General features: G+C 53.0%; 25 protein-coding genes. 22 read left to right on the top strand and 3 right to left on the bottom strand.

Annotated elements, in window-relative coordinates; translation table 11 throughout:
• Positions 1 to 63: 63 nt before the first annotated feature.
• On the bottom strand, positions 64 to 1,404 hold the full coding sequence (locus tag ATY27_RS16715) for a M20/M25/M40 family metallo-hydrolase (protein ID WP_244151349.1): 1,341 nt from the start codon (positions 1,402 to 1,404) through the stop codon (positions 64 to 66).
• 389 nt (positions 1,405 to 1,793) lie between these two features.
• Between ATY27_RS16715 and ATY27_RS16710 the strand changes: the two genes are divergently transcribed.
• Entirely contained in the window at positions 1,794 to 2,096 is a 303-nt protein-coding gene (locus ATY27_RS16710; RefSeq protein WP_031567555.1) for a metalloregulator ArsR/SmtB family transcription factor, read from the top strand.
• 219 nt (positions 2,097 to 2,315) lie between these two features.
• Here the strand turns inward: ATY27_RS16710 and rpsT are convergent, their stop codons facing one another.
• Positions 2,316 to 2,588: a 30S ribosomal protein S20 gene (rpsT, locus tag ATY27_RS16705; protein ID WP_208931732.1), complete on the bottom strand. Its 273-nt coding sequence runs from the start codon at positions 2,586 to 2,588 to the stop codon at positions 2,316 to 2,318.
• A gap of 185 nt (positions 2,589 to 2,773) precedes the next feature.
• On the opposite strand from rpsT, the gene murJ reads away from it, so the two are divergent.
• The 19 genes from murJ to ATY27_RS16610 all read left to right on the top strand — a co-directional run bounded on the left by murJ (position 2,774) and on the right by ATY27_RS16610 (position 21,807).
• A complete protein-coding gene (murJ, locus tag ATY27_RS16700) occupies positions 2,774 to 4,351 on the top strand; it encodes a murein biosynthesis integral membrane protein MurJ (protein ID WP_208931731.1) in 1,578 nt (525 codons plus the stop codon).
• Positions 4,352 to 4,400: 49 nt separating this feature from the next.
• Entirely contained in the window at positions 4,401 to 5,330 is a 930-nt protein-coding gene (ribF, locus tag ATY27_RS16695) for a bifunctional riboflavin kinase/FAD synthetase (protein ID WP_208931730.1), read from the top strand.
• 50 nt (positions 5,331 to 5,380) lie between these two features.
• The gene (ileS, locus tag ATY27_RS16690) at positions 5,381 to 8,209 is read left to right on the top strand and encodes an isoleucine--tRNA ligase (protein ID WP_208931729.1); all 2,829 of its coding nucleotides are present in this window, start codon (positions 5,381 to 5,383) and stop codon (positions 8,207 to 8,209) included.
• Positions 8,209 to 8,712, top strand: a complete 504-nt coding sequence (gene lspA, locus ATY27_RS16685; RefSeq protein ID WP_208931728.1) for a signal peptidase II — start codon at positions 8,209 to 8,211, stop codon at positions 8,710 to 8,712. The genes ileS and lspA overlap by 1 nt, the downstream gene beginning before the upstream one ends.
• Positions 8,712 to 9,140: an FKBP-type peptidyl-prolyl cis-trans isomerase gene (gene fkpB / locus ATY27_RS16680; RefSeq protein ID WP_208931727.1), complete on the top strand. Its 429-nt coding sequence runs from the start codon at positions 8,712 to 8,714 to the stop codon at positions 9,138 to 9,140. Before lspA ends, fkpB begins: the two co-directional genes overlap by 1 nt.
• A gap of 2 nt (positions 9,141 to 9,142) precedes the next feature.
• Positions 9,143 to 10,072, top strand: a complete 930-nt coding sequence (gene ispH, locus ATY27_RS16675; protein WP_208931726.1) for a 4-hydroxy-3-methylbut-2-enyl diphosphate reductase — start codon at positions 9,143 to 9,145, stop codon at positions 10,070 to 10,072.
• Complete coding sequence (locus ATY27_RS16670; RefSeq protein WP_208931725.1) at positions 10,073 to 11,164, top strand: histidine kinase; 1,092 nt, start codon at positions 10,073 to 10,075, stop codon at positions 11,162 to 11,164.
• Positions 11,145 to 11,861: a LytTR family DNA-binding domain-containing protein gene (locus ATY27_RS16665; protein ID WP_208931724.1), complete on the top strand. Its 717-nt coding sequence runs from the start codon at positions 11,145 to 11,147 to the stop codon at positions 11,859 to 11,861. Before ATY27_RS16670 ends, ATY27_RS16665 begins: the two co-directional genes overlap by 20 nt.
• A gap of 134 nt (positions 11,862 to 11,995) precedes the next feature.
• Entirely contained in the window at positions 11,996 to 12,562 is a 567-nt protein-coding gene (locus tag ATY27_RS16660) for a GspH/FimT family pseudopilin (protein WP_208933532.1), read from the top strand.
• Positions 12,559 to 13,014 carry a type IV pilus modification protein PilV gene (pilV, locus tag ATY27_RS16655; RefSeq protein WP_208931723.1) on the top strand — a complete coding sequence of 152 codons (456 nt, stop codon included), beginning with the start codon at positions 12,559 to 12,561 and terminating at the stop codon, positions 13,012 to 13,014. The genes ATY27_RS16660 and pilV overlap by 4 nt, the downstream gene beginning before the upstream one ends.
• Entirely contained in the window at positions 13,014 to 13,973 is a 960-nt protein-coding gene (locus tag ATY27_RS16650; RefSeq protein WP_208933531.1) for a PilW family protein, read from the top strand. The genes pilV and ATY27_RS16650 overlap by 1 nt, the downstream gene beginning before the upstream one ends.
• A 10-nt stretch (positions 13,974 to 13,983) precedes the next feature.
• Positions 13,984 to 14,475 carry a PilX N-terminal domain-containing pilus assembly protein gene (locus ATY27_RS16645; RefSeq protein WP_208931722.1) on the top strand — a complete coding sequence of 164 codons (492 nt, stop codon included), beginning with the start codon at positions 13,984 to 13,986 and terminating at the stop codon, positions 14,473 to 14,475.
• Positions 14,476 to 14,496: 21 nt separating this feature from the next.
• Complete coding sequence (locus ATY27_RS16640; protein ID WP_208931721.1) at positions 14,497 to 17,769, top strand: PilC/PilY family type IV pilus protein; 3,273 nt, start codon at positions 14,497 to 14,499, stop codon at positions 17,767 to 17,769.
• A gap of 13 nt (positions 17,770 to 17,782) precedes the next feature.
• On the top strand, positions 17,783 to 18,205 hold the full coding sequence (locus ATY27_RS16635) for a type IV pilin protein (protein ID WP_208931720.1): 423 nt from the start codon (positions 17,783 to 17,785) through the stop codon (positions 18,203 to 18,205).
• 59 nt (positions 18,206 to 18,264) lie between these two features.
• Positions 18,265 to 18,711 (top strand): hypothetical protein, encoded by a 447-nt coding sequence (locus tag ATY27_RS16630; protein WP_208931719.1) that lies wholly within the window; start codon positions 18,265 to 18,267, stop codon positions 18,709 to 18,711.
• Complete coding sequence (locus ATY27_RS16625) at positions 18,708 to 19,670, top strand: PilW family protein (RefSeq protein WP_208931718.1); 963 nt, start codon at positions 18,708 to 18,710, stop codon at positions 19,668 to 19,670. The genes ATY27_RS16630 and ATY27_RS16625 overlap by 4 nt, the downstream gene beginning before the upstream one ends.
• Before the next feature lie 12 nt (positions 19,671 to 19,682).
• Positions 19,683 to 20,033 (top strand): hypothetical protein, encoded by a 351-nt coding sequence (locus ATY27_RS16620; protein WP_208931717.1) that lies wholly within the window; start codon positions 19,683 to 19,685, stop codon positions 20,031 to 20,033.
• Complete coding sequence (locus tag ATY27_RS16615; RefSeq protein WP_208931716.1) at positions 20,030 to 21,403, top strand: hypothetical protein; 1,374 nt, start codon at positions 20,030 to 20,032, stop codon at positions 21,401 to 21,403. Before ATY27_RS16620 ends, ATY27_RS16615 begins: the two co-directional genes overlap by 4 nt.
• Positions 21,403 to 21,807: a type IV pilin protein gene (locus ATY27_RS16610; protein WP_208933530.1), complete on the top strand. Its 405-nt coding sequence runs from the start codon at positions 21,403 to 21,405 to the stop codon at positions 21,805 to 21,807. The genes ATY27_RS16615 and ATY27_RS16610 overlap by 1 nt, the downstream gene beginning before the upstream one ends.
• 11 nt (positions 21,808 to 21,818) lie before the next feature.
• Here ATY27_RS16610 and ATY27_RS16605 read toward each other — a convergent pair whose 3' ends face one another.
• Positions 21,819 to 22,337 (bottom strand): GspH/FimT family pseudopilin, encoded by a 519-nt coding sequence (locus ATY27_RS16605; RefSeq protein WP_208931715.1) that lies wholly within the window; start codon positions 22,335 to 22,337, stop codon positions 21,819 to 21,821.
• Positions 22,338 to 22,514: 177 nt separating this feature from the next.
• On the opposite strand from ATY27_RS16605, the gene ATY27_RS16600 reads away from it, so the two are divergent.
• Both ATY27_RS16600 and glnB read left to right on the top strand, forming a co-directional pair.
• Positions 22,515 to 24,137 carry an NAD+ synthase gene (locus ATY27_RS16600; protein WP_208931714.1) on the top strand — a complete coding sequence of 541 codons (1,623 nt, stop codon included), beginning with the start codon at positions 22,515 to 22,517 and terminating at the stop codon, positions 24,135 to 24,137.
• An 8-nt stretch (positions 24,138 to 24,145) separates the two neighbouring features.
• On the top strand, positions 24,146 to 24,484 hold the full coding sequence (glnB, locus tag ATY27_RS16595; RefSeq protein ID WP_208931713.1) for a nitrogen regulatory protein P-II: 339 nt from the start codon (positions 24,146 to 24,148) through the stop codon (positions 24,482 to 24,484).
• The last annotated feature ends 11 nt before the right edge of the window (positions 24,485 to 24,495 follow it).

Here is a 24,495-nt window from a genome sequence, read left to right as displayed (position 1 = left end):
GCATAAAAAAACACCCGGAGATTGCCGGGTGTTTTCTGCATGACAGCTGTAATGGGCTGCCAATTATTTGCGAAAATCGATAGTGCTGTTGGCGACCTTGCTGGTCATTCGGATCCAGGCTTGCAGGTTTTGCTGCAGTGCCGCCGGGTCAATTTTATCCAGTGTGTCGTTTGGCGTGTGGTGATAGTCGAAGTAATCGGAACCATCTTGTTCCAGACTGACAACCGGGACACCCAGCGCTTTTAGCACAGACACGTCAGGACCACCAAAAGCGTCATTGTTGCCTGCCTGGATCTGAAGCGGGGTCAGTTCCTGTTGAATTTCGGCGGCAAATGGCAAAGATTTCGGGCCAAATTTCGTCGAGAATTGCCAGATCCGTCCAGCGCCGAAATCAGATTCAGATGCCAGCACATGTTTATCCAGTTCTTTGGCGTGTTTTGCGGCATAAGCGCGGGCGCCAACCAGGCCGCCTTCTTCATTGCCGTACAGCACGACGCGGATCGTCCGCTTTGGCTGGCCTTGTTGTTTGATCAACGCCGCAGTTGCCATCACCAGACCCACACCAGCACCATCATCCAGCGCGCCTGTGCCCTGATCCCATGAATCCAGGTGCGCGCCAATCAGCACGATTTCATCCGGACGTTCAGAACCGGTGATTTCAGCAATCACGTTATGGCTGATGGCATCTTCGGTTTGTTGGGTGTCGAGCTGCAATTTGAGCTTCGCTTCAGGGGCTTTTGTCAGGATCCTGGCTAATTGTTGCGCGTCCGGTGCAGAAATAGCCACTGCCGGAATTTTTGTGACTGCCGGGTCGTAGGTCATTTTGCCGGTATGGGCAAAACGATTACTGCTGGTGCCGACAGAGCGGATAATCAGTGCTTTGGCGCCTAGTCTGGCAGCTTCAACTGCCCCTTTGGCGCGAGCACCGACGACTTTGCCATATTGTGAGCCGGATTTATCTTTGGTCATGGCTTTATTAATGAACACGATTTTATCTTTGACTTGTTCAGGCTTGGCAACCAGCAGCGATTCCAGACTGTCAAACATCACTATACTGGCATCGATACCATTGGCTGGTGTTCCTACCGAACCGCCCAGTGCGGTCAGTACCAAGGCCTGTGGATATGGCGACAGTATTTCCAGCCGGGCCTGACCACGTTGCCAGTAAGGCGTGACAAATTCTTCAGTCCAGACCTTGTCAAAGCCAAGCGCCTGCAGGTTTTTGGTGGCCCAGGCCACTGATGCGCGATCGCCAGGACTGCCGGCCAGTCGTGGTCCCACTTCAGTGGTCAGGCTTTCGGTCAATTGGTAAGCCAACTGTTCGTTTAACGGTTTGGTATTTGCCTGACTCAGCAATGGGCTGAGCAGCAGGCTCAATAACAGCGGTTTGAGTGAATTCATCATATTCCTGGATTTTTATAGTTGAATGATAACAGTGCCAATCTAACACAGAGCGCTTTTGCCGCAGAAGGGCAGGGTAACTCATTTGCCATGGGATTAGTCGCAGCCTCTGCCAAGCGAAAATATACAAAAGTTAACAATTTGTTGGTGTGCAATTGCTTAATTAGCACGGTATAATTTTCGCTCTGGTGCGCTGATGCCGCGCCATGATTGGGTTACAAGCCTGTGCAGGATAGTTTTTATTGCGCTGGTTTAGGTGAATGAGAGTGAAATAAAATACTTTGAAAGTTAAATAATTAGAAAAAAAAAGCAACTATTTCACAAAAATCTATTGTAAGCCGCAACCCGGCTGTTAGATAATGAGACGTCTAGACATGCACGGTGCAAACAACATGAACTTACAAGATATGGTGAACAATTCAGCTAAAGCGGTAAGACTGCTGAAAGCTGTATCGAATGAACGTCGGCTGTTAATCCTGTGCCATCTCCTCAGTGGTGAATTATCAGTTGGCGAGATGAATGAAAAGCTGGGTTTAAGCCAGTCTGCTTTATCTCAACACCTGGCGCTGCTACGCCGCAACAAGCTGGTGAAAACCCGCAAAGAAGCGCAAACAGTGTTTTACAGTATGAATAGTAAAGAAGCGGAAGCTGTGATCGGTTTGATGCATTCATTGTATTGCGCTAAAACCGCCTGATTATTGTTGGACTGAGGCAGACATGGAGTTACCTCAGGCCCGCAGTTAGTCAGGGGAAATAAAAAAACCAGCCACAAGGCTGGTTTTTTGTTTCTGACAAAGGCCGGAAAGAGTGGTAGAAACCAAAAATCCCGAAATTCTTCGTTAGCGCCGGCCCTGCAGACAGGACGCAGCAGATACAAAAAAACGCCTTTCGGCGTTTCTTTGTGAGCTGGTCAATTAAGCAGCAGTTACCAATGCCTTAACGTGGGCATTTAAACGTGACTTATGACGAGCTGCTTTGTTTTTATGGATCAGACCTTTGTCTGCCATACGGTCCAGAATTGGAACCATTTTCTTAAACGCTTCTTGTGCGGCTACTGCATCAGTAGTTAACACTGCTGCGTAGGTTTTCTTAATGAAAGTACGCATCATTGAGCGCTGACTTGCGTTTTGCTGACGACGCTTTTCTGATTGAATAGCGCGTTTCTTAGCAGACTTAATGTTAGCCAAGGTAACACTCCTAAAAACTAAACCGGGACTCTTTAAAGGCCGCATAATATGCCTATTTTATCGCCCTGTGTCAAATCATTTTACGGCTGTTTTCAGGGAATTTGACCGGAATAAAATCACAGGAAGCTGGCATTCAGCAGAGGCTTTAGTGACAATAGCGTCACAGCTAAAACATGGAGTTTACCTTGTCTGCGAAGTTATTGAAATCCGGTATGATCGTCAGCGTGATGACGCTTATTTCCCGCGTTCTCGGCCTGGTCCGTGATGTTGTCACTGCCAATGTGCTCGGCGCCGGTGCAGCTGCCGACGTCTTTTTGATGGTTAACCGCATTCCGAATTTTTTGCGGCGCCTGTTTGCTGAAGGCGCATTTTCGCAGGCGTTTGTGCCGGTGTTATCCGAAGTCAAAGCCAAGCATGGTGATGACGCGGTCCGCGAGCTGATGGCAAAGGCCGCAGGCACACTGGGGATGATTGTCACAGTGGTGACGTTATTGGCAATGCTCGGCTCACCGGTGCTGATGGCGCTGTTTGGTATGGGCTGGTTTGAAGATTATCTGCGTGGTGGACCTGATGCCGCCAAATACGAGCAAGCCAGTGTGTTGCTGAAAATAACCTTTCCATATTTATGGTTCATCACTTTTGTCGCCTTGTCAGGCGCAGTGCTGAATGTTTATAACAAGTTTGCCGTGGCGGCGTTCAGCCCGGTTTTTCTGAATATTGCGATGATCGGTGCAGCGCTGTGGCTGACACCTTATACCGAAGATCCTGCGGCGGCACTGGCCTGGGGCGTGTTTCTCGGTGGTTTGTTTCAGTTTTTATTCCAGTTGCCATTTTTGGCCAAAGCAGGTTTGTTGGTATGGCCGCGCTGGGCCTGGCACGACGAATATATCGTGCGGATCCGTAAGCTGATGCTGCCGGCGTTGTTTGGCGTATCTGTCAGTCAAATCAATCTGTTACTTGATGCTATTATCGCGTCTTTCTTGCAAACCGGCTCGGTCAGCTGGCTGTACTACTCGGATCGTCTGCTGGAATTTCCGCTTGGCATGTTTGGCATTGCCATTGCGACGGTGATCCTGCCCAGTCTGTCACGCCTGCATGCGCTGGATAATCAGAAAGATTTTCGCGCCACCCTCGACTGGTCCATCAGCCTGATTTGTTTGTTGGGTATCCCGTCGATGTTTGGCCTGATTGCACTGGCAGAACCGATCCTGCTGACAGTATTTGCGCACGGTAAATTTACTGCTTTTGACGCCACCCAGGCCAGTTGGAGCCTGATTGCCTATTGCATCGGCCTGGTGCCTTTGATGTTGATTAAAGTGCTGGCGCCAGCGTTTTATGCGCGGCAGGACATTAAAACGCCGGTGCGGATTGGCATTATTGCGATGGTCGCCAACATGGTATTTAACCTGATGCTGGCGCCTTTTATCAGTTATGTTGGCCTCGCACTTGCGACCACGATGTCAGGGGCGCTGAATGCCTGGTTGTTATATCAGGGCCTTAAAAAAGCCGATATTTACCAGGTATCACGCCACACTCTATTGACGATAGGCCGCGCTTTATTGGCTGCAACTACGATGGCTGCATTGATTTGGTATCTGTTGCCAGACATGGCAATGCTGCGTGATAGCAGTTTTGCCGTGCGGGCAAAAACCGTCGGACTGGTTATTCTGGCGGCGGTTCCGCTGTATTTTGTTGCGCTGGGGCTGTTAGGTGTCCGATTGCGCGACCTGAAACGGCAATCTGTTGCTGAAAGTCACGACTGATGTCGTTATAATCGGCCGTTTAGACAGCAAGACAGAGAAGCGCAAACGGATGGAGTTGATTCGTGGCCTGCAGAATATTCTGCCGCAGCACCGGGGTTGTGTGCTGACCATTGGCAACTTCGATGGCGTCCATCTGGGGCATCAGGCGGTGTTGGCGCAGGTCAGGCAAATTGCCCGGCAACTGCAATTGCCGGCAGTGGTGATGGTGTTTGAACCTCAACCGCTGGAGCTGTTTAAGCCAGAGGTGGCGCCGGCACGTCTGACGCGGTTTCGGGAAAAATATCACTGGCTGGCGCAGCAGGGATTAGACCGTTTGCTTTGTGTCAAATTTGACCGGGCTTTTGCCGGCCAGGAACCCGATTTTTTCATCCGGCAGTTATTGCTGGAAAAACTCGATGTACGGCATCTGATCGTCGGTGACGATTTCTGTTTTGGTAAAAACCGGGCCGGGAATTTTGCTTTGTTGCAACAAGCCGCCACTGAGCATGGGTTTGGTTTAACGCCGACCGCCAGCCTGAAACTGGCACAGCACCGGGTCAGTAGTACGCTGATCCGCGAAGCACTTGCGGCTGACGAACTCGACAGCGCCGCAGCAATGCTGGGGCGGCCATTCTCGCTGATGGGACGGGTCCGGCATGGTCAGAAGCTTGGACGGCAGCTGGGTTTCCCCACTGCAAACGTCTGGTTGTACCGGAAAAAGCTGCCGTTGCATGGGGTATATGCAATCGAAGCACATTGCGCACTAGGCCATTTTCGCGGCGTCGCCAATATCGGCTTACGCCCGACAGTCCAGGGCCGTGTCGAACAATTAGAAGCTCACTTCTTTGATTTTAAAGGCGATTTATATGGCCAACAAATTGAAGTGGTGCTGAGGAAAAAAATCCGCGCTGAACAGAAGTTCAGCTCGATTGATGAATTACAGCAGCAAATTCAGCACGATGCCGACGCGGCCCGGGCTTTTTTTGCCGCGCAGATTTAACGTCCGCACCGCTTGCTGCGGTTTGCGACAGCCAACACGGGATTGATCGGATGAGTGATTACAAACATACCCTGAACCTGCCAGATACGGCCTTTGCGATGCGCGCCAACCTGGCGCAGCGTGAACCGCAAATGTTAGCGAACTGGACTGCCGCCGATTTATATGGCCAGATCCGTGCCGCGAAAAAGGGCAAAAAAACATTTATCCTGCATGACGGCCCGCCGTACGCCAACGGCAACATTCACATTGGCCATGCCGTCAATAAAATCCTGAAAGACTTCATTGTTAAATCCCGTACTCTGGCCGATTTTGACGCGCCTTATGTGCCGGGCTGGGATTGTCATGGTCTGCCGATTGAGCTGGTTGTCGAGAAGAAATACGGCAAACCGGGCGTGAAGTTAACTGCTGCCGAATTTCGCGAAAAATGCCGTGAATATGCGCTGACACAAATCGAAGCGCAAAAAACTGACTTTATCCGCTTAGGCGTACTCGGCGACTGGAACAATCCATACCGCACCATGGATTTTGCTTTTGAAGCCAATATCATCCGTTCTTTGTCACGCATCATTGAAAATGGCCATTTACATCAAGGCTTTAAGCCGGTGCATTGGTGTACTGACTGTGGTTCTGCTTTAGCCGAAGCCGAAGTGGAATATCAGGATAAAGTCTCGCCGGCTATCGACGTACGTTTTCGCGTGGTCGACGAGACGGTTGCCGACAAATTCGATCACCCGGCTGGTCATGCTGGTACAGGCCCAGTTTCTGTAGTGATCTGGACCACCACGCCATGGACCATCCCGGCTAACCGCGCTGTAGCGCTGAATGCCGTGTTAAGTTACAGCCTGGTGCAGGTCGAAGAAGGCCCGAATGGCGCTGAGCGTCTGGTGCTGGCCACAGATTTAGTCAAAGACGTGATGGCCCGCGCCGGCATTGAAAAATACCATGCGCTCGGTTTTGCCAAAGGCGAAGCACTGGAACTGGTGCAACTGCAGCATCCGTTATATGACTTCACAGTACCGGTCGTACTGGGTGAGCATGTTACGACCGATTCAGGTACCGGTGCTGTGCATACGGCGCCTGGCCATGGTCAGGAAGACTTTGTGGTTGGTCAGAAGTATGGTCTGGAAGTTGCGAACCCGGTCGGTGGCAACGGTGTTTACCTGCCGGATACGCCGCTGTTTGCCGGTCAGCATGTGTTTAAAGCCAATGATTCTGTGGTCGAAGCATTACAAGCCGCCGGCGCCTTGCTGGTACATAAAGCCTACAAACACAGCTACCCGCATTGCTGGCGTCACAAAACGCCGATCATTTTCCGCGCAACGCCACAATGGTTTGTCAGCATGGATCAGGCCGGTCTGCGCGCGACGTCGTTAAAAGAAATCGACAACACCCGCTGGATCCCGGACTGGGGTCAGCAACGGATTGAAAATATGGTGGCTGGTCGTCCTGACTGGTGTATCTCACGTCAACGCACCTGGGGTGTGCCTATTGCGCTGTTCGTGCATAAAGACACCGGTGCATTGCATCCACAAACTAAAACCCTGATGGAACAAGTTGCTGTCAAAGTAGAGCAGGCCGGTATTCAGGCCTGGTTTGATTTAGAAGCAACAGAACTGCTGGGCGCAGAAGCGGCTGATTATGTCAAAGTCACCGACACGCTGGACGTCTGGTTTGATTCTGGCGTGACCCACGCCTGCGTGATTGATCCACGCCCTGAATTTGGCGGCGCCACTCAGGCCGACATGTATCTGGAAGGCTCGGATCAGCACCGCGGCTGGTTTATGTCGTCCTTGATGACTGGTGTTGCGATCAAAGGTCACGCGCCGTACAAACAAGTATTGACGCATGGTTTCACTGTCGACGGTGAAGGCCGCAAGATGTCGAAATCGCTCGGCAATGTCGTATCGCCGCAGGATGTGATGAACAAGCTGGGTGCCGATATTCTGCGTTTATGGGTGGCGACCACCGACTACACCTCAGAAATGACAGTGTCGGATGAGATCTTAAACCGCGCTGCCGACAAATACCGCCGCATCCGCAACACCGCCCGTTTTATCCTGGCGAATTTGAACGGTTTTAACCCGGCTACCGATTTAGTGCCACTGGATGAACTGGTCGAGCTGGACCTGTGGATGGTGCAACGTGCGGCTGAATTGCAAAAAGAAATCGAAGCCGATTACCTCGATTATCAGTTCCACCTGGTCAGCCAGAAGCTGATGAACTTCTGTACTGTGGAACTGGGCAGTTTCTATTTAGACGTGATTAAAGACCGTCAGTACACCGCCAAAACCGATGGTCTGGCGCGCCGTTCTTGTCAGACCGCGCTCTACCACATCATTGAAGCCATGGTGCGCTGGATGGCGCCAATCATGAGCTTCACCGCGCAGGAAATTTGGGAAGCGTTACCGGCGCGTACGGAGCCATTTGTCTTTACCGGTGTTTGGTACGATGGTTTTGCGGCAGTGCCAACTGGCAAGCTGTCGGACGCGTTCTGGCGCCAGTTGCTGGCGGTGCGGGATGAAGTGAATAAAGTCATCGAAGTCACACGCAAGGACGGAAAAATTGGTGCGTCATTGCAAGCGGAAGTCACGCTGTATGCAGAAGGTGAGCTGGGCACGCAATTGCTGCAACTCGGTGATGAACTGCGTTTTGTGCTGATGACGTCGACCGCGGCGGTCAAAGTCGAAACAGCGCCTGCGGATGCGGTGGCGACGGGATTGGCCGGACTGTCTGTGCAGGTGCAAACCTCGACGGCTGCCAAGTGCGACCGTTGCTGGCATCATCGCCATGATGTGGGGGCAAACCCTGCGCATCCGCTGATTTGCCTGCGTTGTGTCGACAATGTCGAAGGCGCCGGCGAACACAGGACTTTTGCCTGATGCGTTTATTCAATGCAACAGGCTGGCGCTTCTGGTGGATAGCGCTGTTGGTGCTGGTCGCTGACCAGCTCAGCAAAATCTGGGTAGTGCAGAATTTCACGCTGGGCGAGTCAATTCAGTTATTGCCGGTGTTTAATTTTACCTATGCGCGCAATTACGGTGCGGCCTTTTCGTTCCTCGGTGATGCCGGTGGCTGGCAACGTTGGTTGTTTACAGCGATCGCGATTGTCGTGACTTGCGTACTCAGTGTCTGGCTGAGCCGGTTGCAGCGCTCGCAGCTGAAACTGAGCCTGGCGCTGGTGCTGATTATTGCCGGCGCTGTCGGGAATTTAATTGACCGTAGCCTGTATGGCTTTGTGGTTGATTTTCTTCATGTGTATTACCAGCAGTGGCACTATCCGGTATTTAACATCGCCGATTGTGCCATTACGCTTGGTGCCGGTTTACTGATCTGGGATAGCTTTTCGTCCGATAGTGAACCGGCGCAAACGAGGACAAATTGATGATTGCTGCAGGCAGTACCGTCATTTTTCACTTTGATATCAAACTTTCTGACGGCAGTGCCGCTGAAAGTACCCGCGTCCATAATAAACCGGCCAAGCTGCAAATGGGTGATGGTTCTTTGTCACCGGCCTTTGAAGCAGAGCTGAGCGGTATGCAGGCTGGTGATAAAAAGACCTTCACGCTGGCACCGCAGGATGCTTATGGCATGCCAAATCCAGACAATATTTATTATGTTGATCGCAGTAAGTTTTCGCTGGATGCGCCGGCGCAGGTCGGTATGATCATCGGTTTTGCGATGCCGGATGGCTCTGAACTGCCAGGACTGGTGCGTGAAGTGGTCGGTGATTCAGTCACCATTGATTTTAATCATCCGCTCGCCGGGCAGACTCTGACTTTTAACGTCGAAATTGTGCAGGTAATCAACTGATTATGGATATTTTTCTTGCCAACCCACGTGGTTTTTGTGCCGGTGTTGACCGTGCGATCAGCATAGTATCCCGTGCGCTGGAACTGTATGAGCCGCCGATTTATGTGCGTCACGAAGTGGTGCACAACAAGTTTGTTGTTGACGGCCTGCGCCGTAGTGGCGCGGTGTTTGTTGATGAACTGAACGAAGTGCCGGACGGTAATATCGTGATTTTCTCGGCGCATGGTGTGTCACAGGCGGTGCGGGAAAATGCGAAACAACGGGGTCTGAAAGTCTTTGATGCGACTTGTCCGCTGGTGACCAAAGTCCATATGGAAGTGACCCGCGCCAGCCGCAAAGGCGTGGAGTGTATTCTGATTGGCCACGCCGGTCACCCGGAAGTCGAAGGTACGATGGGCCAATACGACAATCCGGAAGGCGGCATTTATCTGGTTGAATCCGTGGAAGATGTTGAAAGACTGCAGGTGAAAAACCCGGCTGAGCTGTGCTTCTCCAGTCAGACGACGTTATCGGTCGATGATACAGCCGATGTGATTGACGCGCTGCGGCAAAAATTCCCGGATATCGAAGGGCCGCGTAAAGACGATATTTGCTACGCCACACAAAACCGCCAGGACGCCGTGCGCGAACTGGCTGCAAAAGTGCAGTTATTGCTGGTGGTTGGCGCGAAAAACTCCAGTAACTCCAATCGGTTGCGTGAACTGGCAGAAAAAATGGGCTGCTGTGCTTATCTGATTGATACTGCTGAAGATATTCAGCAAGACTGGCTAAAAGACGTGAAAGCCGTCGGCGTTACGGCCGGTGCTTCAGCGCCTGAGGTGCTGGTGCAGCAAGTAGTACAGCAATTGACGGCCTGGGGTGGCAAACAAGTGATTGAGCACCCGGGCCGCGAAGAGAACGTAGTCTTTGCCGTGCCGGCGGAGCTGCGCTGAGTGAGCCGCCGGCAGCGTGGTGCTGATCTGCAACGTAATGCAGTGGCACCTCGCATGCCGGTCGAACAATTACTGCCGGAGTTTTGCCGCAGCGGCACTGTTCTTCGCATCATCATCCTCGCCCAGGCGTTGGCAATTCTGCTGGCGCTGGTGCCGGGTGTGACCACTGAGTTCTGGTCGCGCCTGGGGCTGATTTCCTTATTTGTGCATTGGGTAACGCTGCCGCTATTGGCAATGCTTTGTGTATTTCAGCGCTATTGGCGGCAGTTCAATCCGCCGGCGCTGGCCTGGTTTTTCCTTTTGTTATTATTGCTGATCAGTCTGGTGGTCGGCACTTTTGCCCATCAGTTTTTACAAAGTACCGGCTGGCCGGGCGCCGGCGACTACCACAGTTTTTTGCTGCAAGTGCTGCTGATGAGCCTGCTGGTCGGCGTGATCGGTATTCAGCTGGGGATTTTGTATGTGCAGCAACGGTTGCGGCTGGACGCGCAGGCGCGTGCTGAACTCGATGCACTGCAGGCCAGGATCCGGCCACATTTTTTATTTAACAGCCTCAATACTGCGGCGGAGCTGACCCACAGCCAACCCGATCTGGCAGAGCAGGCGCTGCTGGACCTCGCCAGTTTATTCCGTGCCGCACTGCATTCTGATACGGCGGTCACTCTTGAAGAAGACCTGTTGCTGGCACGGCGTTATCTGGCATTGGAACAATTAAGGTTGCAACATCGATTGCAGTTGCAGTGGCTGGTGCCGGCACAGCTGCCGTTGCTGAAAATTCCATGTCTGACACTCCAGCCGCTGCTGGAAAATGCCGTTCGCCACGGCATTGAAACCCGGTCTGAACCAGGCTTGATCCGACTGGAACTGAGCGTTGGCGAAGGTGCTGTCAGTTTGCTGATTGAAAATCCGCGTGGCGATGTGCGGCCGCATTCCGGTGGCAACGGCATTGCGCTGAGCAATATCCGCCGCCGGCTGGAATTGATGTATGGTGATCAGGCCCGGCTCGTCGCTGTCATGAGTCCGGACAGTTACGGCTTAAAATTAACCTTACCGCTACCGGGGGACATTACCGATGCGCGTGCTGATCGTTGATGATGAACCTTTGGCCCGCAGCCGGCTTAGTCGCTTGCTGGCCCAGATCCCGGGCTATCAAGTAGTTGCGGAGGCAGAAAATGGCGCTCAGGCACTGCAGCTGTGTGCCGATTTGACCCCAGATCTGGTCTTTCTGGACATCGAGATGCCAGGGGCGAACGGGTTGAGCGTTGCCGCTGCTCTTGCGCGTAACCAGCCACCGCCGGCGGTGATTTTTGTCACCGCGCATCCGCAACATGCACTGGCTGCGTATCAGGTAGCCCCAGCCGGTTATTTGCTCAAACCAATCGGCCTTGAGTCGTTACAACAATGTCTGGAACGCCTTGGTGTCAGCACGCGGGTGCATCTGGAAAAACAAAAACAACAGGCACCCCGTCTGAGTTTTCGGGTCGGTCTGGAACAACGCAGTATTTTGCTTAGTGAGCTGTTTTATCTGCAGGCAGATGATAAATATGTGCGGCTGGTATATCAGGGCGGGGAAGCGCTGACAGAAACCAGCCTCAAACAGTTGCAGGAAAAGTATCCGCAGCAACTGGTGCGGATCCACCGCAATACGCTGGTGCTCGCTGAACGTATCTGTGGCATTAGTCGCTCCGCCGACGGGCAGCATTTGTTACAGTTGCGGGATTGCCCTGTGCAGCCGGAGATCAGCCGCCGTGAACTGGCACAGATCCGGTTATTACTGCAGCCTGATTAACGTAGCAGCATTCAGCAAAACCGCTGTCCTTGACCAACGGTCAGAATTTCCCGATATACGGTTCGAAATTTCAGTTCCGTTGCGGCATGATATTGACACTGCCCTTCTCTTTTTCTTTGCACAGGATTGAACTTATGAAGTCTGCGCATCAGATCCAAGGCGTCACATTGATTGAATTGTTGGTGGCTATCGTAGTCCTCAGCATCGGCATTATCGTGGCCGGACCTGGTTTTTCCACCATTGGTGGCAGCAGTAAACTGGAGTCGCAAAGCCGTGAGATCCAAAATGCCTTGGTATTTGCCCGCACTGAAGCCATTCGGCTGAATCAAAATGTGTTGTTCTGTCATAGCAGCGATGGTCTGGTGTGTTCGGCTCCGCCGTCATCCGGCTGGAGTGGCTGGCTGATCCGCGCTGCCGGTGCCTCGATCGGCGCAGAAATCGGTCCGGTGTTACGGGCGCAGCAATTTAGTGACAGCTCGGTAACCATCAGTTCTGGCAGTGCGCTTGCCGGTGCGCAGCACGCCATGCGTTTTAATTCTCAGGGGTTAATCCGGGTGTTTGGCAACAATACGCCGCTCAGCGACTCCATCCGGATCTGTATAGCGCAAAGTGCGCTGAAGCCAAATTTGTACGAAGTGCGCTTTAACTCAGGTGGTCGGCTGCGACAAGTGACACAAAACACCAACGGGAGTTGTTTATGAATCCTGTGTCAACACTCAAAACTCAGCAAGGTATCTCGCTGCTGGAGACCATGATTGCAGTATTAGTACTGGCGATTGGTTTGTTAGGCGTGGCAGGTTTGCAGACGATGAATCTGAAAAATAGCCAGAGTGCCCATCAACGTACTATGGCAGTGATGCTGGCTGGCAGCATGGCAGAGCGCATCCGCGCCAATGCCTTGCTGGCTCGGACTGGTGTCTATATCCTGGCGAAAACCTGCAATACCATTAGTCTCAACGGTTCGATTCAGAATGTGGAACGCACACAATGGATGAATGAGCTGAAACTGGCATTGGGCGCGGCCGCCACCAGTTGCGGTGAAGTGTCCTACGACGGTGCGAACCGGATTTATACCATCGTCGTCAGTTGGGATGATTCGCGGGCACTCGGTGGACTTGCAGTGATGACACTACGGCAGCAGGTAAGGATTTGATGATGAAGCGACAAACTTACCGGGCCAACATTGGTTTTACTCTGACCGAGCTGATGATTGCATTATTACTGGGCAGTTTTCTGGTCGCCGGCGTTGTCGGGGTATACGTGTCCAATATTCAGACCGCCCAGGTGCAACAACGGCTGATGCAATCACAACAATCCAGCCAGGTGAGTTTTCAGCTACTCAGCCGGGATGCGATGCATGCCGGCTTTTCCGGTTGCGGCAATATGATCACGCAGCGGGTGGTGAATGTACTGAATCCACCGCTGGCCTGGTGGGCGGTCTGGACCGCCGGCATCCAGGGTCATGAACAAGGGGCTGTGCCGCAGTTTGCCGGCGCCGGTATTCCGCCGGTCGCGGGCACCGATGGGGTACAACTGATGTATGGTCGCGGTACCAGCGCATCGATTGTCTCCCACAACGTAACCGCTGTCCCGCCGCTGGTGATCAATCAGAATGTGGCAGGCATCGTCGCCAATGACATTGTGCTGGCCTGTGATTCTAAAATGGCCGTGATTTTTCAGGTGACTGCTATTGCTGGCAACAATATCAGCCACGCAGTTGGCGCCGGTGGGCCGGGCAATGCATCGCTGAACTTTGGTTTTGGTGCCAACGGGGTCAACTTCCAGCAGAGTTTGGCAGCGGACGCCGGGACCGTGATGCCGCTGGAAACAGTAGGCTGGTTTGTCGGTACCAATGCCGATGGTAATTCACTGTATCGCGTGGCATTAGTCGCCGGGCAGATGCGTGCTGAAGAAATTTTGCCGGGTGTAGAAAATTTACAGGTGCAGTATTTGTCGCGGGATACCGCTAATTATGTCGATGCCAATGCTGTGCCTGACTGGGAACAAGTCGTGGCGCTGCGGGCGACACTGACGCTGGCAAACGATGCAAAAATGCCGGTAGCGGCAGGCTTGCGCACCTTCACGCAGGTGATCAACCTGCGTAATCATTGAGGCCGGAACTATGATGCAACAACAACGCGGTATCGCTTTAGTGTTGAGTATGCTGATGCTGGTTGCGATCACACTGCTGGCGGTCAGCGCGATGCGGGGCACCACCCTGCAAGAGAAAATGGCGTCCAATCTGAACGATCGGGAAGTCGCCAAACAAGTGACTGAAGCTACTTTGCGTCAGGTGAGCACTTTGCTGCCGCCGGCGGCTGGCAGTGCCTGGTTTAATGCGCCAATTCCGGTACCGGCGCAGGGCACGGCAGATCGCTGGAACAATGCGGCGATCTGGGCTAATGCTGGCGTTGTGGCGGTGGCCGTCAATGGGGTCAATTACAATGGTCAGTTTTTGGTTGAAAACATGGGATCATGGACCAGCCGGCAAGACCCTACCTGTAAACCGAAAGAAAACCCTTTATGTGAACGGCAGACCTACCGCATTACCGTGCGCAATCAGCCACAGGCTGGGCGGGCGGCCGTGGTGGTGCAAGTCGTGTGGCGTATTTAACGTCTTGTCGACAGGAGAAGCATGATGGAAAAGCACAAATGGCACTGGCAATCGCTGCTGTGTGGCGCCTTGCTGGCAAGTGGCACGGTGCAGGCGGCGATAGATATTGCATCTGCGCCTTTGGAAACCGGTTCGACAGTCGACCCTAATATTTTCTTTGTGATCGATGACTCTGGTTCGATGTTGCAAGGCATGATGCCGGAAAACCTGGAAGACAATGCCAACGTCAATGACAGCTGCTCCAAAAACACTCATGCCGGCATGAGCATGTGTTATTACAGCACCAATGGCCGGGCCTTTCTGGCATCCTCTCATTTAAATAAACTGTATTACAATCCAGCGGTTACCTATCCGGTACCCATGAAAGCGGATGGCACAACATTTGGCCCGGCGACATTTACTGCCGCTAAAGTGGATGGTTATGTTACCGGTTCGAGTACAGTCAATCTCAGCAGTGGATACCGCGCTATTATGGCGTCCGGTAGTGTCGGCACCGGCGCGAAAACAGTCTTTGCCATCAGCCCGGGCGGGACAGCTGGCGCGGCCTTTTATTACACCTACACGACAGGTTGTATCAATAGCGTTTACAGTGATTCCTGTTACACACAGAAATCGCTGAGTGGTGCGACTGAACAACAAAATTTTGCCAACTGGTACTCTTATTACCGCACCCGTCTGTTGGCAGCCAAAGCTGGGATCGGCGCGGCTTTCCATCAGCAAAGTACCGCCATGCGTGTCGGTTATGGTTCCATCAATGAAATGTCGTCAAAAGTGGGCGTTCGTCAGTTTAGTGGCACCAGTCGCACGGCGTTTTTTAACTGGCTTTATACCTTGCCGCCAGATTCTGGTGGTACCCCGCTGCGCACGGCACTGACGTCTGCCGGCAACTACTTTAAAACCGAAGAGCCATGGCGGGTGGACCCGACTAATTCTTCGTCGGCTTTGTTGGAATGCCGCCAAAGCTTCACCATTCTGATGACTGATGGCTATTACAACGATAGCGCCAGCGGCGGCGAACACGATAACGTAGCCAGCTCGACCATTACCGGGCCAAAAGGCCGGACTTACACCTATACACCGAAAAATCCTTTTGCTTACTCTACCAAAGATACGCTGGCGGATATCGCGATGAACTTCTGGAAAAACGATCTGGATGCAGGCTGGGCTGCGAACCGGAAGATGGAAAATACGGTGCCAACCTCGGCCGCGAACCCGGCATTCTGGCAGCATATGGTCACTTTTGGTGTTGGGTTTGGTGTGCAGGGATCAGTCAATCCGACCACTGCCTTTAATGCGATTAATTCCGGCGCCAGTGTGCCTTGGGCCAGTCCATCGACCGATCCAGGCAAAATTGATGATCTGCTACATGCATCGGTAAATGGCCGCGGTGGTTTCTTTACGGCCAGTGACCCCAATGCATTTTCTGCCGGCCTTGCCGACACATTAAGCGCGATTGCTGAGCGGATAGGCACCTCGTCGAATATTGCCGCCACGGCGATTAACTCGCTGCAATCTGAATCGAATCTGTATCAGGCGCGTTATGTCGCCGGCGAATGGACCGGAGACTTGTGGGCCTATGATACGGAAGACACAGTGACACCGATCTGGAAAGCGACTGATGTGATGCCGGCTCATGGCAGCCGCAATTTGCTATATGGTGCAGATAGCGGCACCGCCAAAACTTTTACCTGGAGTAATTTGTCAACGGCCGAAAAAACTGCGTTGGGTAATGTCAGCACAGTGCTGGATTATCTGCGCGGAGATACTACGCTGGAAAAACGCAATCCAGGCGGCATTTATCGTAATCGCGGGAAGATCCTCGGCGATTTAGTGAATTCATCGCCAGAGCTGGTCGAAGGCCCTTATGATTTAAGCTACCACCGTTACAACTGGACTGGTGCCAGCACCTATCGGACCTTTATCGAAGGCGCCGCCAAAACCCGCACACCAATGCTGTATGTCGGAGCCAATGACGGTATGTTGCATGGTTTTAACGCCAATAACGGGGTCGAAGTCATGGCCTATATCCCTAAAGCGGTGATGGCACCGTTGCCATCTGATACGGTCAATGTGCTGAAGAAATATTCTGAACCGACCTATAGTCACAAATTTTCCGTGGATGGTTCACCGGTGGTGGCTGACGTTTACATCGGCGGCGAATGGCGCAGCGTGTTGATTGGTTCTATGGGGCGCGGCGGCAATGGTTTGTTTGCCATCGATGTAACAGATCCAGGTAGTATCACCGCCAGCAAAGTCCTGTGGGATAAAACCTTTTCTGAGCTTGGTTCGTATCTGGGCACGCCTCAGGTGACCCGCACGAAGTCAGGGCAATGGGTGGTAGTTGCAGGTTACGGCTACAACAACAGTACTAACCAATCTGGCTTACTGGTGATTGATATCGCCACAGGCAATATTGTCAAACAACTGGCGACAGGCCAGGGTACCGCCGGCGATCCAAATGGCATGGCCGAGGTGAATCTGCTGGACGTCGACGCGGATGGCAATACCGAATGGGTATATGGCGCCGATTTGCATGGCAATGTCTGGAAGTTTGACATCTCTTCAACATCGACGTCGGCGTGGAATATTGCATATAGCGGCCAGCCGTTGTTTCAGGCGAAAAATGGCAGCGGTGCCCGCCAGATGGTCACCGGCGGTGTACTGGCCAGTGTGCAGCCGACTACGGGCAAAGTCTGGTTGTTTTTTGGTACTGGCCGCTACCTGAATGTCAACGATCCAAGTAATTCAGACCAGCAAACCTGGTATGGCATTATGGATGGCGCCGCAATCAGTGGCCGGACCGAACTGGACAGCCGGACAATTACCAATGTCGGAACTGAGCGGGTGATCACTGCTGCCAACAGCCTGACTGCCGGTAAAAAAGGCTGGTATATGGACCTGATTGATACGCGTGAACGGATTGTCGACATGCCGCTAATGGTTGGACCTGAGCTGGTGATGAATACCACAATCCCGGACACCAATGTCTGTAACCCCAGTGGATCCGGCTATTTGATGGCGGTGTCGCCGTATACTGGGGCGCGGCTGAAAAAATCCTTTTTTGATCTCGACGGTAATGACAATTTTGACGAAGACGACGAGGTCACAGTGTCTGGTAATCCAACCATCGTCAGTGGGATCAAGGTCAGCAGTCTGAATTCGGTAACCCGGTTGGCGAAAATTGGCGATATTATTAAGAGTTTTAATAACTGCGAAGGTGGCTGTATCGAGTCCAGAACCATTGATCCGACACGTAATGTTGGCATGCAATCATGGCGCGAACTGACCAATTAACAGGGGAATGATAATGAAAAAACAGCGTGGTTTTAGTCTGATGGAGCTGATGATTGCCGTTGTGGTGGCTGGCATTTTGCTGGCCGTGGCAGTACCGACCTATCAGGGTTATCTGAACAGTAACCGGCGGGCGGTGGCAGGCGCTTGTCTGGCTGAACTGTCTCAATTTATGGAACGAGTATATACCTCCAGCATGACCTATAACGTCAATAACGGCGTGCCGACAGTTTTGCCTGACAGCAACTGCCAACAGACATTGATGGGGACTTATGCGTTCACTCTGAACGCCGGTGCTCAGACCTATACTTTGACCGCAGAACCAAAAGGCGCTCAGAGCGGTGACAGTAGCTGTGGCACGCTCTCGGTTAATCAGGCCGGCGTGCGATCTGCGAACGGAGACAGCAGTGCAGATCAAATCAAAAAATGCTTTGGTTAGTTGCTAAATTGAAAATTTGAGTTAAATTAAATGTAAATTTCAGGTGTAAGGATATACCTGTGTTTACGAAAGGATTTGGCCTCATCGAGGCCTTGCTGGCGTTGCTGCTGAGTAGCCTGATGCTGACTGCAGCACTGACCTGTCAATGGTTTGCCCGCAGCGCCATGCAAGTTGCACTGGAGCAGATGACGGCCACGCATTTGCTGATCGATATTAGCCACAGTACAAATTTTTCAGTGCTGCCGGCAGCTGAACCCATTCTGATCGCACCGTCTTGTGCGACTTGTCCACCAGAAACTTCGCTACAAAACCGCGCTGTACAGCAATTATTGCAACAGCCACTGGCGGCTGTATTGGTTGAACCGCAGCTTTGTATTGACGCGGGCGCCAGTGGCATCCGGTATGTCCTGAGCTGGCGCAGCAATGTGCCACCGTCGCCATCTGCTTCGCAGGATTGTGGCAGCGGTGTTGGCCGGCGTCAGATCGTATTGGAAAGTGCGCCATGACAAGGCCAGGCCTGTGCAGCCCAATCCTCGGATTTTTATTGCTGCAGCAGATGATGGTGTTGCTGCTGTCGGCGTTGTTAATGCTGATGCTCAGTAGTGCTTTTGTTGTGCAATGGCAGGCGTTTCAGCAACAGAGTCAGATGACCTTTTTACATCAGACGGCTGTTCAGAGCCATACACTACTGCAACGTGAACTGAGCCAGAGTGGTTTTTGGGCCGGGCTTGGTTTGGCGCAGATCAAGCCGCCATCACCGGCAACCACAGTACAGGGCGATTGTCACAGTACGGGCGTTGACAGTGGCAGTTTTCCGCTGGCGGGCCAGATCTGGCTGACCTTGTATGCCGGTACTGTAGGTGCGGTAAATACACCCGCCTGCCTGACCAACGCGGTGAAACAATCCGATTTTATTCAGGTAAAACACCTGGCAGGGGATCCGCTGCGACTGGCCGATTTGCGCACCAATCGCAGCTACCTGCAACAAAGTGGCTTGTCTGGCCGCTTTATCCGCAGCGGCGATGCCGGTCTGAACGCACAGTTTTGGTACTGGCCATACCGGCATGAACTTTATTACGTGGCGAAGCAGACTTTGGCAGGACAATCTGTGCCGGTGCTGATGCGCAAGCGGTTAGTACGCAATCAACAAGGCAACCTGACGATGGATACTGCGGCGGTACTAGACGGTGTCGAGATGATCGCGGTTGAAATCGGTCTGGATTTGGATGCTGATGGCCAGGCTGAGCAATTTATACCGGCCAGTCAGGTGGCAGGGGCCAACTGGGGGCAACGCCAGACGATCCGTCAAATCCGTTATTTTGTTCTGTTGCGGGCGTTACAGGCCGAAACCGGCTATCGCAACCACTTGGTTTACCAGCTCGGTCAACGCCAGTTTCAGGCGCGGGGCGACCCTTACCGGCGTTTGTTGATTAGCAGTTCGGTGAAAGTGGCGCCCGCGGAATAAGGAGGAAATTGCATGCAAACAAAAGGATTCGTGCTGGTGCTATGCCTGCTATTTGGTTTGTTGATCAGTGCACTGGCACTCGCTGCCTTGGTATTAAGTGAGCTGAGCAGCCGATTTAATCAGGCTGGACTGCAGCAAAAACGCCAGGCGATGAGCGTCGAAACGAATGTACAAAACCCGGTTGAGCCAGCTGGCCGCGCTGTATCTTTACCGCAGTGTCCTGCTCAGTTTCAGGTGTGGCCGGCCCAATGGCAACAATGCCGGCTGCTGCGGGCAGAGCAGGCTGATCTGAGCCAAAACAGTGTTGGCCAGATCCAGCTGATCTGGCAGGTCGATCCACATACCCATGGAGGGGAACTATGAGACATATACCGTTTTACATCGTGTTTGCATTGCAGCCTGTGACCGTGTCGGCACAGCCCACTGGTGTGCAAGACAGTTTTTGGCAGGAAACTGCCGCCGGAACCCTGGTCGCATTGGACGCCGTGTCGGCAGGGCAATCCTGTGACCCAATTCCACACATGGCAACGTACCACAGTCGCCCGCTGACTGGTCCCGGCAATTATTCCCGGTTGCAGTTCAGTCCATGTGGTTTTGTTTTCTCGGGACACAATGACGCAGCATCGGTATTACAAATCAGACCGCGATCTCCCGATGCGTCCGCGCATGCACAGCCGTCGTCCGATGGTGGCCAGCCGCTATGGGGTTGGCATGTCACAACGGGCAGCAGGGCTGACTATCAGCTGTATTGGTTGGAACCCAGCATCGCCGAATTACGTTCGGTACAATTGACGATGCCGGCATTAACGTCGCAGCCACCGCACTGGCGGTCTTTGTGGACTGCAACCGTTTCACCTGCGGAACAGCCCTGGTTGTCCGCAGAGATTAGTGCACAGCGGCTGGCTGACGACCCGACAGCTGACTGGCTGCTGCTGCCGGGCAATGCGCAGGTGCCGATCAGGTTGTTCAACGCCAGAACCGGTGTGCCACGTCAATTGTCGGTGCCAGCGGTTAATACGAGTTTTGCGTTGATGCCACTGGCGGACGATCCTGATCAGGATGGCCTGGCGGAACGCTTGTATCTGCTGAGTACTGAGGGACTTTTGTTGCAATATGACTGGCAGTCCGGTTCGGGTTGGCAGGTTTCCACCGTGGCTGATTTTCGCCGGAGCGGCTGGTTATTTGACGGTAGCTGGCAACGGATCAGTGCACGCTGGCCGGTTACACAAGGCTGGCAACAGGGTGATGTCTTTATTCTGCAGGGGCGTGACGCCCACGGCTACCGCTTGATGGTGTTGCGTCGGCCTACTGGTTTACAGCGGGTTTTTGACCTGACCGATATTGCCGACAATGTTGACCTGAATAAAGCCGGCTGGCAGCGGCCATTAGCGGGACGTCCCGTTACGGCGGCAAAGATTCTTGCCGGCATTATGTATCTGCCGCTAAGCCGTGACCCTGATTCGCAGGGATACGACCAGCTCGAAGTGCTGCAGTTGTTTAGTGGCACCCCGCTGTATGCAACTGCCACGCTGACGTTGCCAGCAGCACAACAAGCCCCGCTGAGGTTAGTGCCTGCTAACGGTAAATACCAGCTGTGGTCGGCTGAACAACTCATTGTGCCGGAAGTGCAGCGACTGGATCCGTCCTGTTTATTCTGTGTTGAAACATTGGCTCCCGAGCATTTGCAACAACAACAGCAGCTGGCGCAGTTCCGCTATGAGCAGGTGTACTGATGAAGTCGCCGCAGCGGGGTTTTGTCTTAATTGAAATGATGTTGGTTGTCGCGCTGTTTGGCATTCTGCTGGCTATGTTGGTGCCTGGGTATCAACAACAACTACTGAGCAGTTACCGGCTGGAAGCGACTCAGGAATTACAACGACTGGCGATCTTGCAGCAGCAGTATTATCTGGAACAGCAGCAATATACCGCGGCATTGTCGCGGCTTCCTGCGCCGGACGATAGCTATCTGACTGCCAGTGGTCGTTTTCGCATCTCAGCGGTTTTAAACGCACAAGGTTACCTGCTACAGGCGGAAGCCGTCGGACCGCAGCGCAAAGATCTGGCTTGTCGTTGGTTCCGGCTTGATCAGGCCGGGCGACAAATCAGCAGCCCTGAAACGGACTGCTGGCGGCATTAACGCGACAGAGGTCACTGCGGACAGGGTTGTTCATGCCATTCCAGCTGGCTGCGTCCGCTTTGACTGACACTGAGACTGGCATACCAGGAATACTGTGCAACACAATAAACAAAAGTGCCGTTTTGCAGCGCATTCAGACTGCCATCTGCACGAAACTCCAGTAACTCGCGATTGTAATACAACCGGTGTTTTGGTTTTAACGTGTCAATTTGTTTCAGTACAGTGGCGGTCGGGTCGGTATTAAAAATCTGCACGGGTGTGTCGGTCCAGCGTCCATCACATTGCTGCGCCTGCCGTGGACAGACTGTAATAACATCGCCAAGGCTGACTGCCTGGACACGGGCATAGCTCAGTTGTTGGCGAAACTGCTGCATAAACCGTTCAGCATCTTGCCGGGCGAAGAGTTCGGTCAGGCTTGGAATAGCCAATAATACCAAGATTGCAAAGATAGCCAGACAAACGGCGACTTCAGTGAGGGTAAAAGCTGGATCGGCTGCTGCCGAAGATGCTGGGTGTGATGGGTATGCCATGATGTTTCCTGTGTTTCTGTTCCGTGAATACACCCATTTACCTTAGCTGGCGGACCCGGCGGACGCAAGTCAGTGCAAAAACAGCACGAAACAACAGCCGGCGGCGGACAAGGCGGTTTGAGAAAACAGCGAAAAATCGCTACCATAGCGCCCAAGTTGTTGTACAGGCGCTTTGATATGTCGCATTCCATTTCCGTCAGTTTGATCCAGCAGCGTTTTACCGTCGGTGCTGTGCAGCAAAACTGTGATCAGATCCTGCAACTGGCGGTTGACGCCGGCACTGATCTGGTGGTTTTTCCTGAGTTGACGCTGACCGGTTATCCGCCGGAAGACTTGTTATTCCGTGCCGATTTAATGCAGTACGTGCACACTGCACTGGACCGGATCCAGGCTGCCGCATTGCCATGTACTCTGCTGATTGGTCATCCATGGCAGCAAGACGGCAAGCTGTATAACACCGCTTCAGTGATCCGCGGTGGTGAGCTGATTGGTCGTTATTTCAAACAGTGCCTGCCCAATTACGGCGTGTTTGATGAAGAACGGTATTTCAGCGCCGGCACTGATACATTGGTGTTTGAGTTGCACCAGCAAAAATTCGCCGTGCTGATTTGTGAGGATGTCTGGCATGGTGAGCCTGCAGCTGCGGCAAAAGCGGCCGGTGCGGACTGGGCGCTGGTACTGAATGCCTCACCTTATGAAATCGGCAAAAAAGCCCAGCGCGAACATTTGCTGACTTCGCTGGCGAAACGCTTACAGCTGGGATTTATTTACGTCAATCAAATGCAGGGCCAGGATGAACTGGTGTTTGATGGCAGTTCGCTGATTGTCAGCCCAAGTGGCGAGGTTGTGTTGGCGGCACCAGCTTTCGAAACCGGCATTTATTCCGCAGCGCTGCGCCATCAGCAACAGGGCTGGCAGGTCTCGCACCAACACGCCCGCCACGCTGAGCAATCGGTGGAAGCAGAAGTGTATCAGGCCTTAGTGGTCGCCACCCGCGACTACATCACACAAAATGGTTTTCCCGGCGCGGTACTTGGGCTTTCCGGCGGCATTGATTCAGCGCTGACCTTGGCTATCGCCGCCGACGCGATTGGTGCTGACAAAGTACAGGCATTGATGTTGCCGTTCCGGTATACCTCAGGCATGAGTGTCGACGATGCCACAGAACAGGCCCGCACTATGGGCATTGAATTTGACGTCGTGTCGATTGAGCCAATGTACGATGCTTATATGACGCAACTTACACCATTATTCGCTGGCCGTAAGGCGGATACGACGGAAGAAAATCTGCAGGCACGTCTACGCGGTGTGCTGTTAATGGCGCTGTCGAACAAGACCGGCCGTATTTTGCTGACTACGGGCAACAAAAGTGAAGTCGCCGTCGGCTACTGTACTTTGTACGGTGACATGTGTGGCGGTTTTGCCGTGATTAAAGATATTCCGAAAACCTTGGTGTACCGCCTCGCTGCCTATCGCAATACCATTTCAGCGGTGATCCCGCAGCGCGTGATCGACCGGCCGCCGTCAGCCGAGCTGGCGCCGGGTCAAACCGATCAGGACAATTTACCGCCTTATGATGAGCTTGACGCTATTATCGCGGCTTATGTGGAGCAGGATAAATCGCTGTCCGACATCATGGCGATGGGCTATGCTGAAGCCACTGTGCGTCGCATCCTGAATCTGATTGATTTTAATGAATATAAACGCCGTCAGTCGGCGGTAGGGCCAAAAATTACCGCGCGTAATTTTGGCAAAGACCGCCGGTATCCCATCACTTCAGCCCTGCGTAAACAAAGGTAGAGTGTCACATGAAAAAGATTGAAGCGATTATCAAACCTTTTAAACTCGACGACGTGCGCGAAGCACTGGCTGATATCAATGTCACAGGCATGACCGTCACTGAAGTGAAAGGTTTTGGCCGGCAAAAAGGCCACACTGAGTTATATCGCGGTGCTGAGTATATGGTCGATTTTCTGCCCAAAGTGAAACTCGATATTGTCGTCGCAGATGATCAGGTTGATCGCTGTGTCGACGCCATTATGAAAACCGCGCAGACCGGTCGCATCGGCGACGGCAAGATCTTTGTGTTTGACGTCGAGCGCGTGATCCGCATTCGCACCGGCGAAGAAGACGAAGAGGCGATCTGAGTCGCGTGCCA

The sequence above is a fragment of the Rheinheimera sp. F8 genome (assembly GCF_001518915.1).
The sequence above is the reverse complement of the archived record's forward strand: the minus strand, read 5'-3'. Positions and strand labels throughout refer to the sequence as shown.

What these genes read in the sequence shown, in the direction of transcription:
- ATY27_RS16715 (WP_244151349.1), bottom strand. Translation starts at nt 1,404, where the DNA reads ATGATGAATTCACTCAAACCGCTGTTATTGAGCCTGCTGCTCAGCCCA.
- ATY27_RS16710 (WP_031567555.1), top strand. Translation starts at nt 1,794, where the DNA reads ATGAACTTACAAGATATGGTGAACAATTCAGCTAAAGCGGTAAGACTG.
- ribF (WP_208931730.1), top strand. Translation starts at nt 4,401, where the DNA reads ATGGAGTTGATTCGTGGCCTGCAGAATATTCTGCCGCAGCACCGGGGT.
- ileS (WP_208931729.1), top strand. Translation starts at nt 5,381, where the DNA reads ATGAGTGATTACAAACATACCCTGAACCTGCCAGATACGGCCTTTGCG.
- lspA (WP_208931728.1), top strand. Translation starts at nt 8,209, where the DNA reads ATGCGTTTATTCAATGCAACAGGCTGGCGCTTCTGGTGGATAGCGCTG.
- fkpB (WP_208931727.1), top strand. Translation starts at nt 8,712, where the DNA reads ATGATTGCTGCAGGCAGTACCGTCATTTTTCACTTTGATATCAAACTT.
- ispH (WP_208931726.1), top strand. Translation starts at nt 9,143, where the DNA reads ATGGATATTTTTCTTGCCAACCCACGTGGTTTTTGTGCCGGTGTTGAC.
- ATY27_RS16665 (WP_208931724.1), top strand. Translation starts at nt 11,145, where the DNA reads ATGCGCGTGCTGATCGTTGATGATGAACCTTTGGCCCGCAGCCGGCTT.
- ATY27_RS16660 (WP_208933532.1), top strand. Translation starts at nt 11,996, where the DNA reads ATGAAGTCTGCGCATCAGATCCAAGGCGTCACATTGATTGAATTGTTG.
- pilV (WP_208931723.1), top strand. Translation starts at nt 12,559, where the DNA reads ATGAATCCTGTGTCAACACTCAAAACTCAGCAAGGTATCTCGCTGCTG.
- ATY27_RS16650 (WP_208933531.1), top strand. Translation starts at nt 13,014, where the DNA reads ATGATGAAGCGACAAACTTACCGGGCCAACATTGGTTTTACTCTGACC.
- ATY27_RS16645 (WP_208931722.1), top strand. Translation starts at nt 13,984, where the DNA reads ATGATGCAACAACAACGCGGTATCGCTTTAGTGTTGAGTATGCTGATG.
- ATY27_RS16640 (WP_208931721.1), top strand. Translation starts at nt 14,497, where the DNA reads ATGATGGAAAAGCACAAATGGCACTGGCAATCGCTGCTGTGTGGCGCC.
- ATY27_RS16635 (WP_208931720.1), top strand. Translation starts at nt 17,783, where the DNA reads ATGAAAAAACAGCGTGGTTTTAGTCTGATGGAGCTGATGATTGCCGTT.
- ATY27_RS16625 (WP_208931718.1), top strand. Translation starts at nt 18,708, where the DNA reads ATGACAAGGCCAGGCCTGTGCAGCCCAATCCTCGGATTTTTATTGCTG.
- ATY27_RS16620 (WP_208931717.1), top strand. Translation starts at nt 19,683, where the DNA reads ATGCAAACAAAAGGATTCGTGCTGGTGCTATGCCTGCTATTTGGTTTG.
- ATY27_RS16615 (WP_208931716.1), top strand. Translation starts at nt 20,030, where the DNA reads ATGAGACATATACCGTTTTACATCGTGTTTGCATTGCAGCCTGTGACC.
- ATY27_RS16610 (WP_208933530.1), top strand. Translation starts at nt 21,403, where the DNA reads ATGAAGTCGCCGCAGCGGGGTTTTGTCTTAATTGAAATGATGTTGGTT.
- ATY27_RS16605 (WP_208931715.1), bottom strand. Translation starts at nt 22,337, where the DNA reads ATGGCATACCCATCACACCCAGCATCTTCGGCAGCAGCCGATCCAGCT.
- ATY27_RS16600 (WP_208931714.1), top strand. Translation starts at nt 22,515, where the DNA reads ATGTCGCATTCCATTTCCGTCAGTTTGATCCAGCAGCGTTTTACCGTC.
- glnB (WP_208931713.1), top strand. Translation starts at nt 24,146, where the DNA reads ATGAAAAAGATTGAAGCGATTATCAAACCTTTTAAACTCGACGACGTG.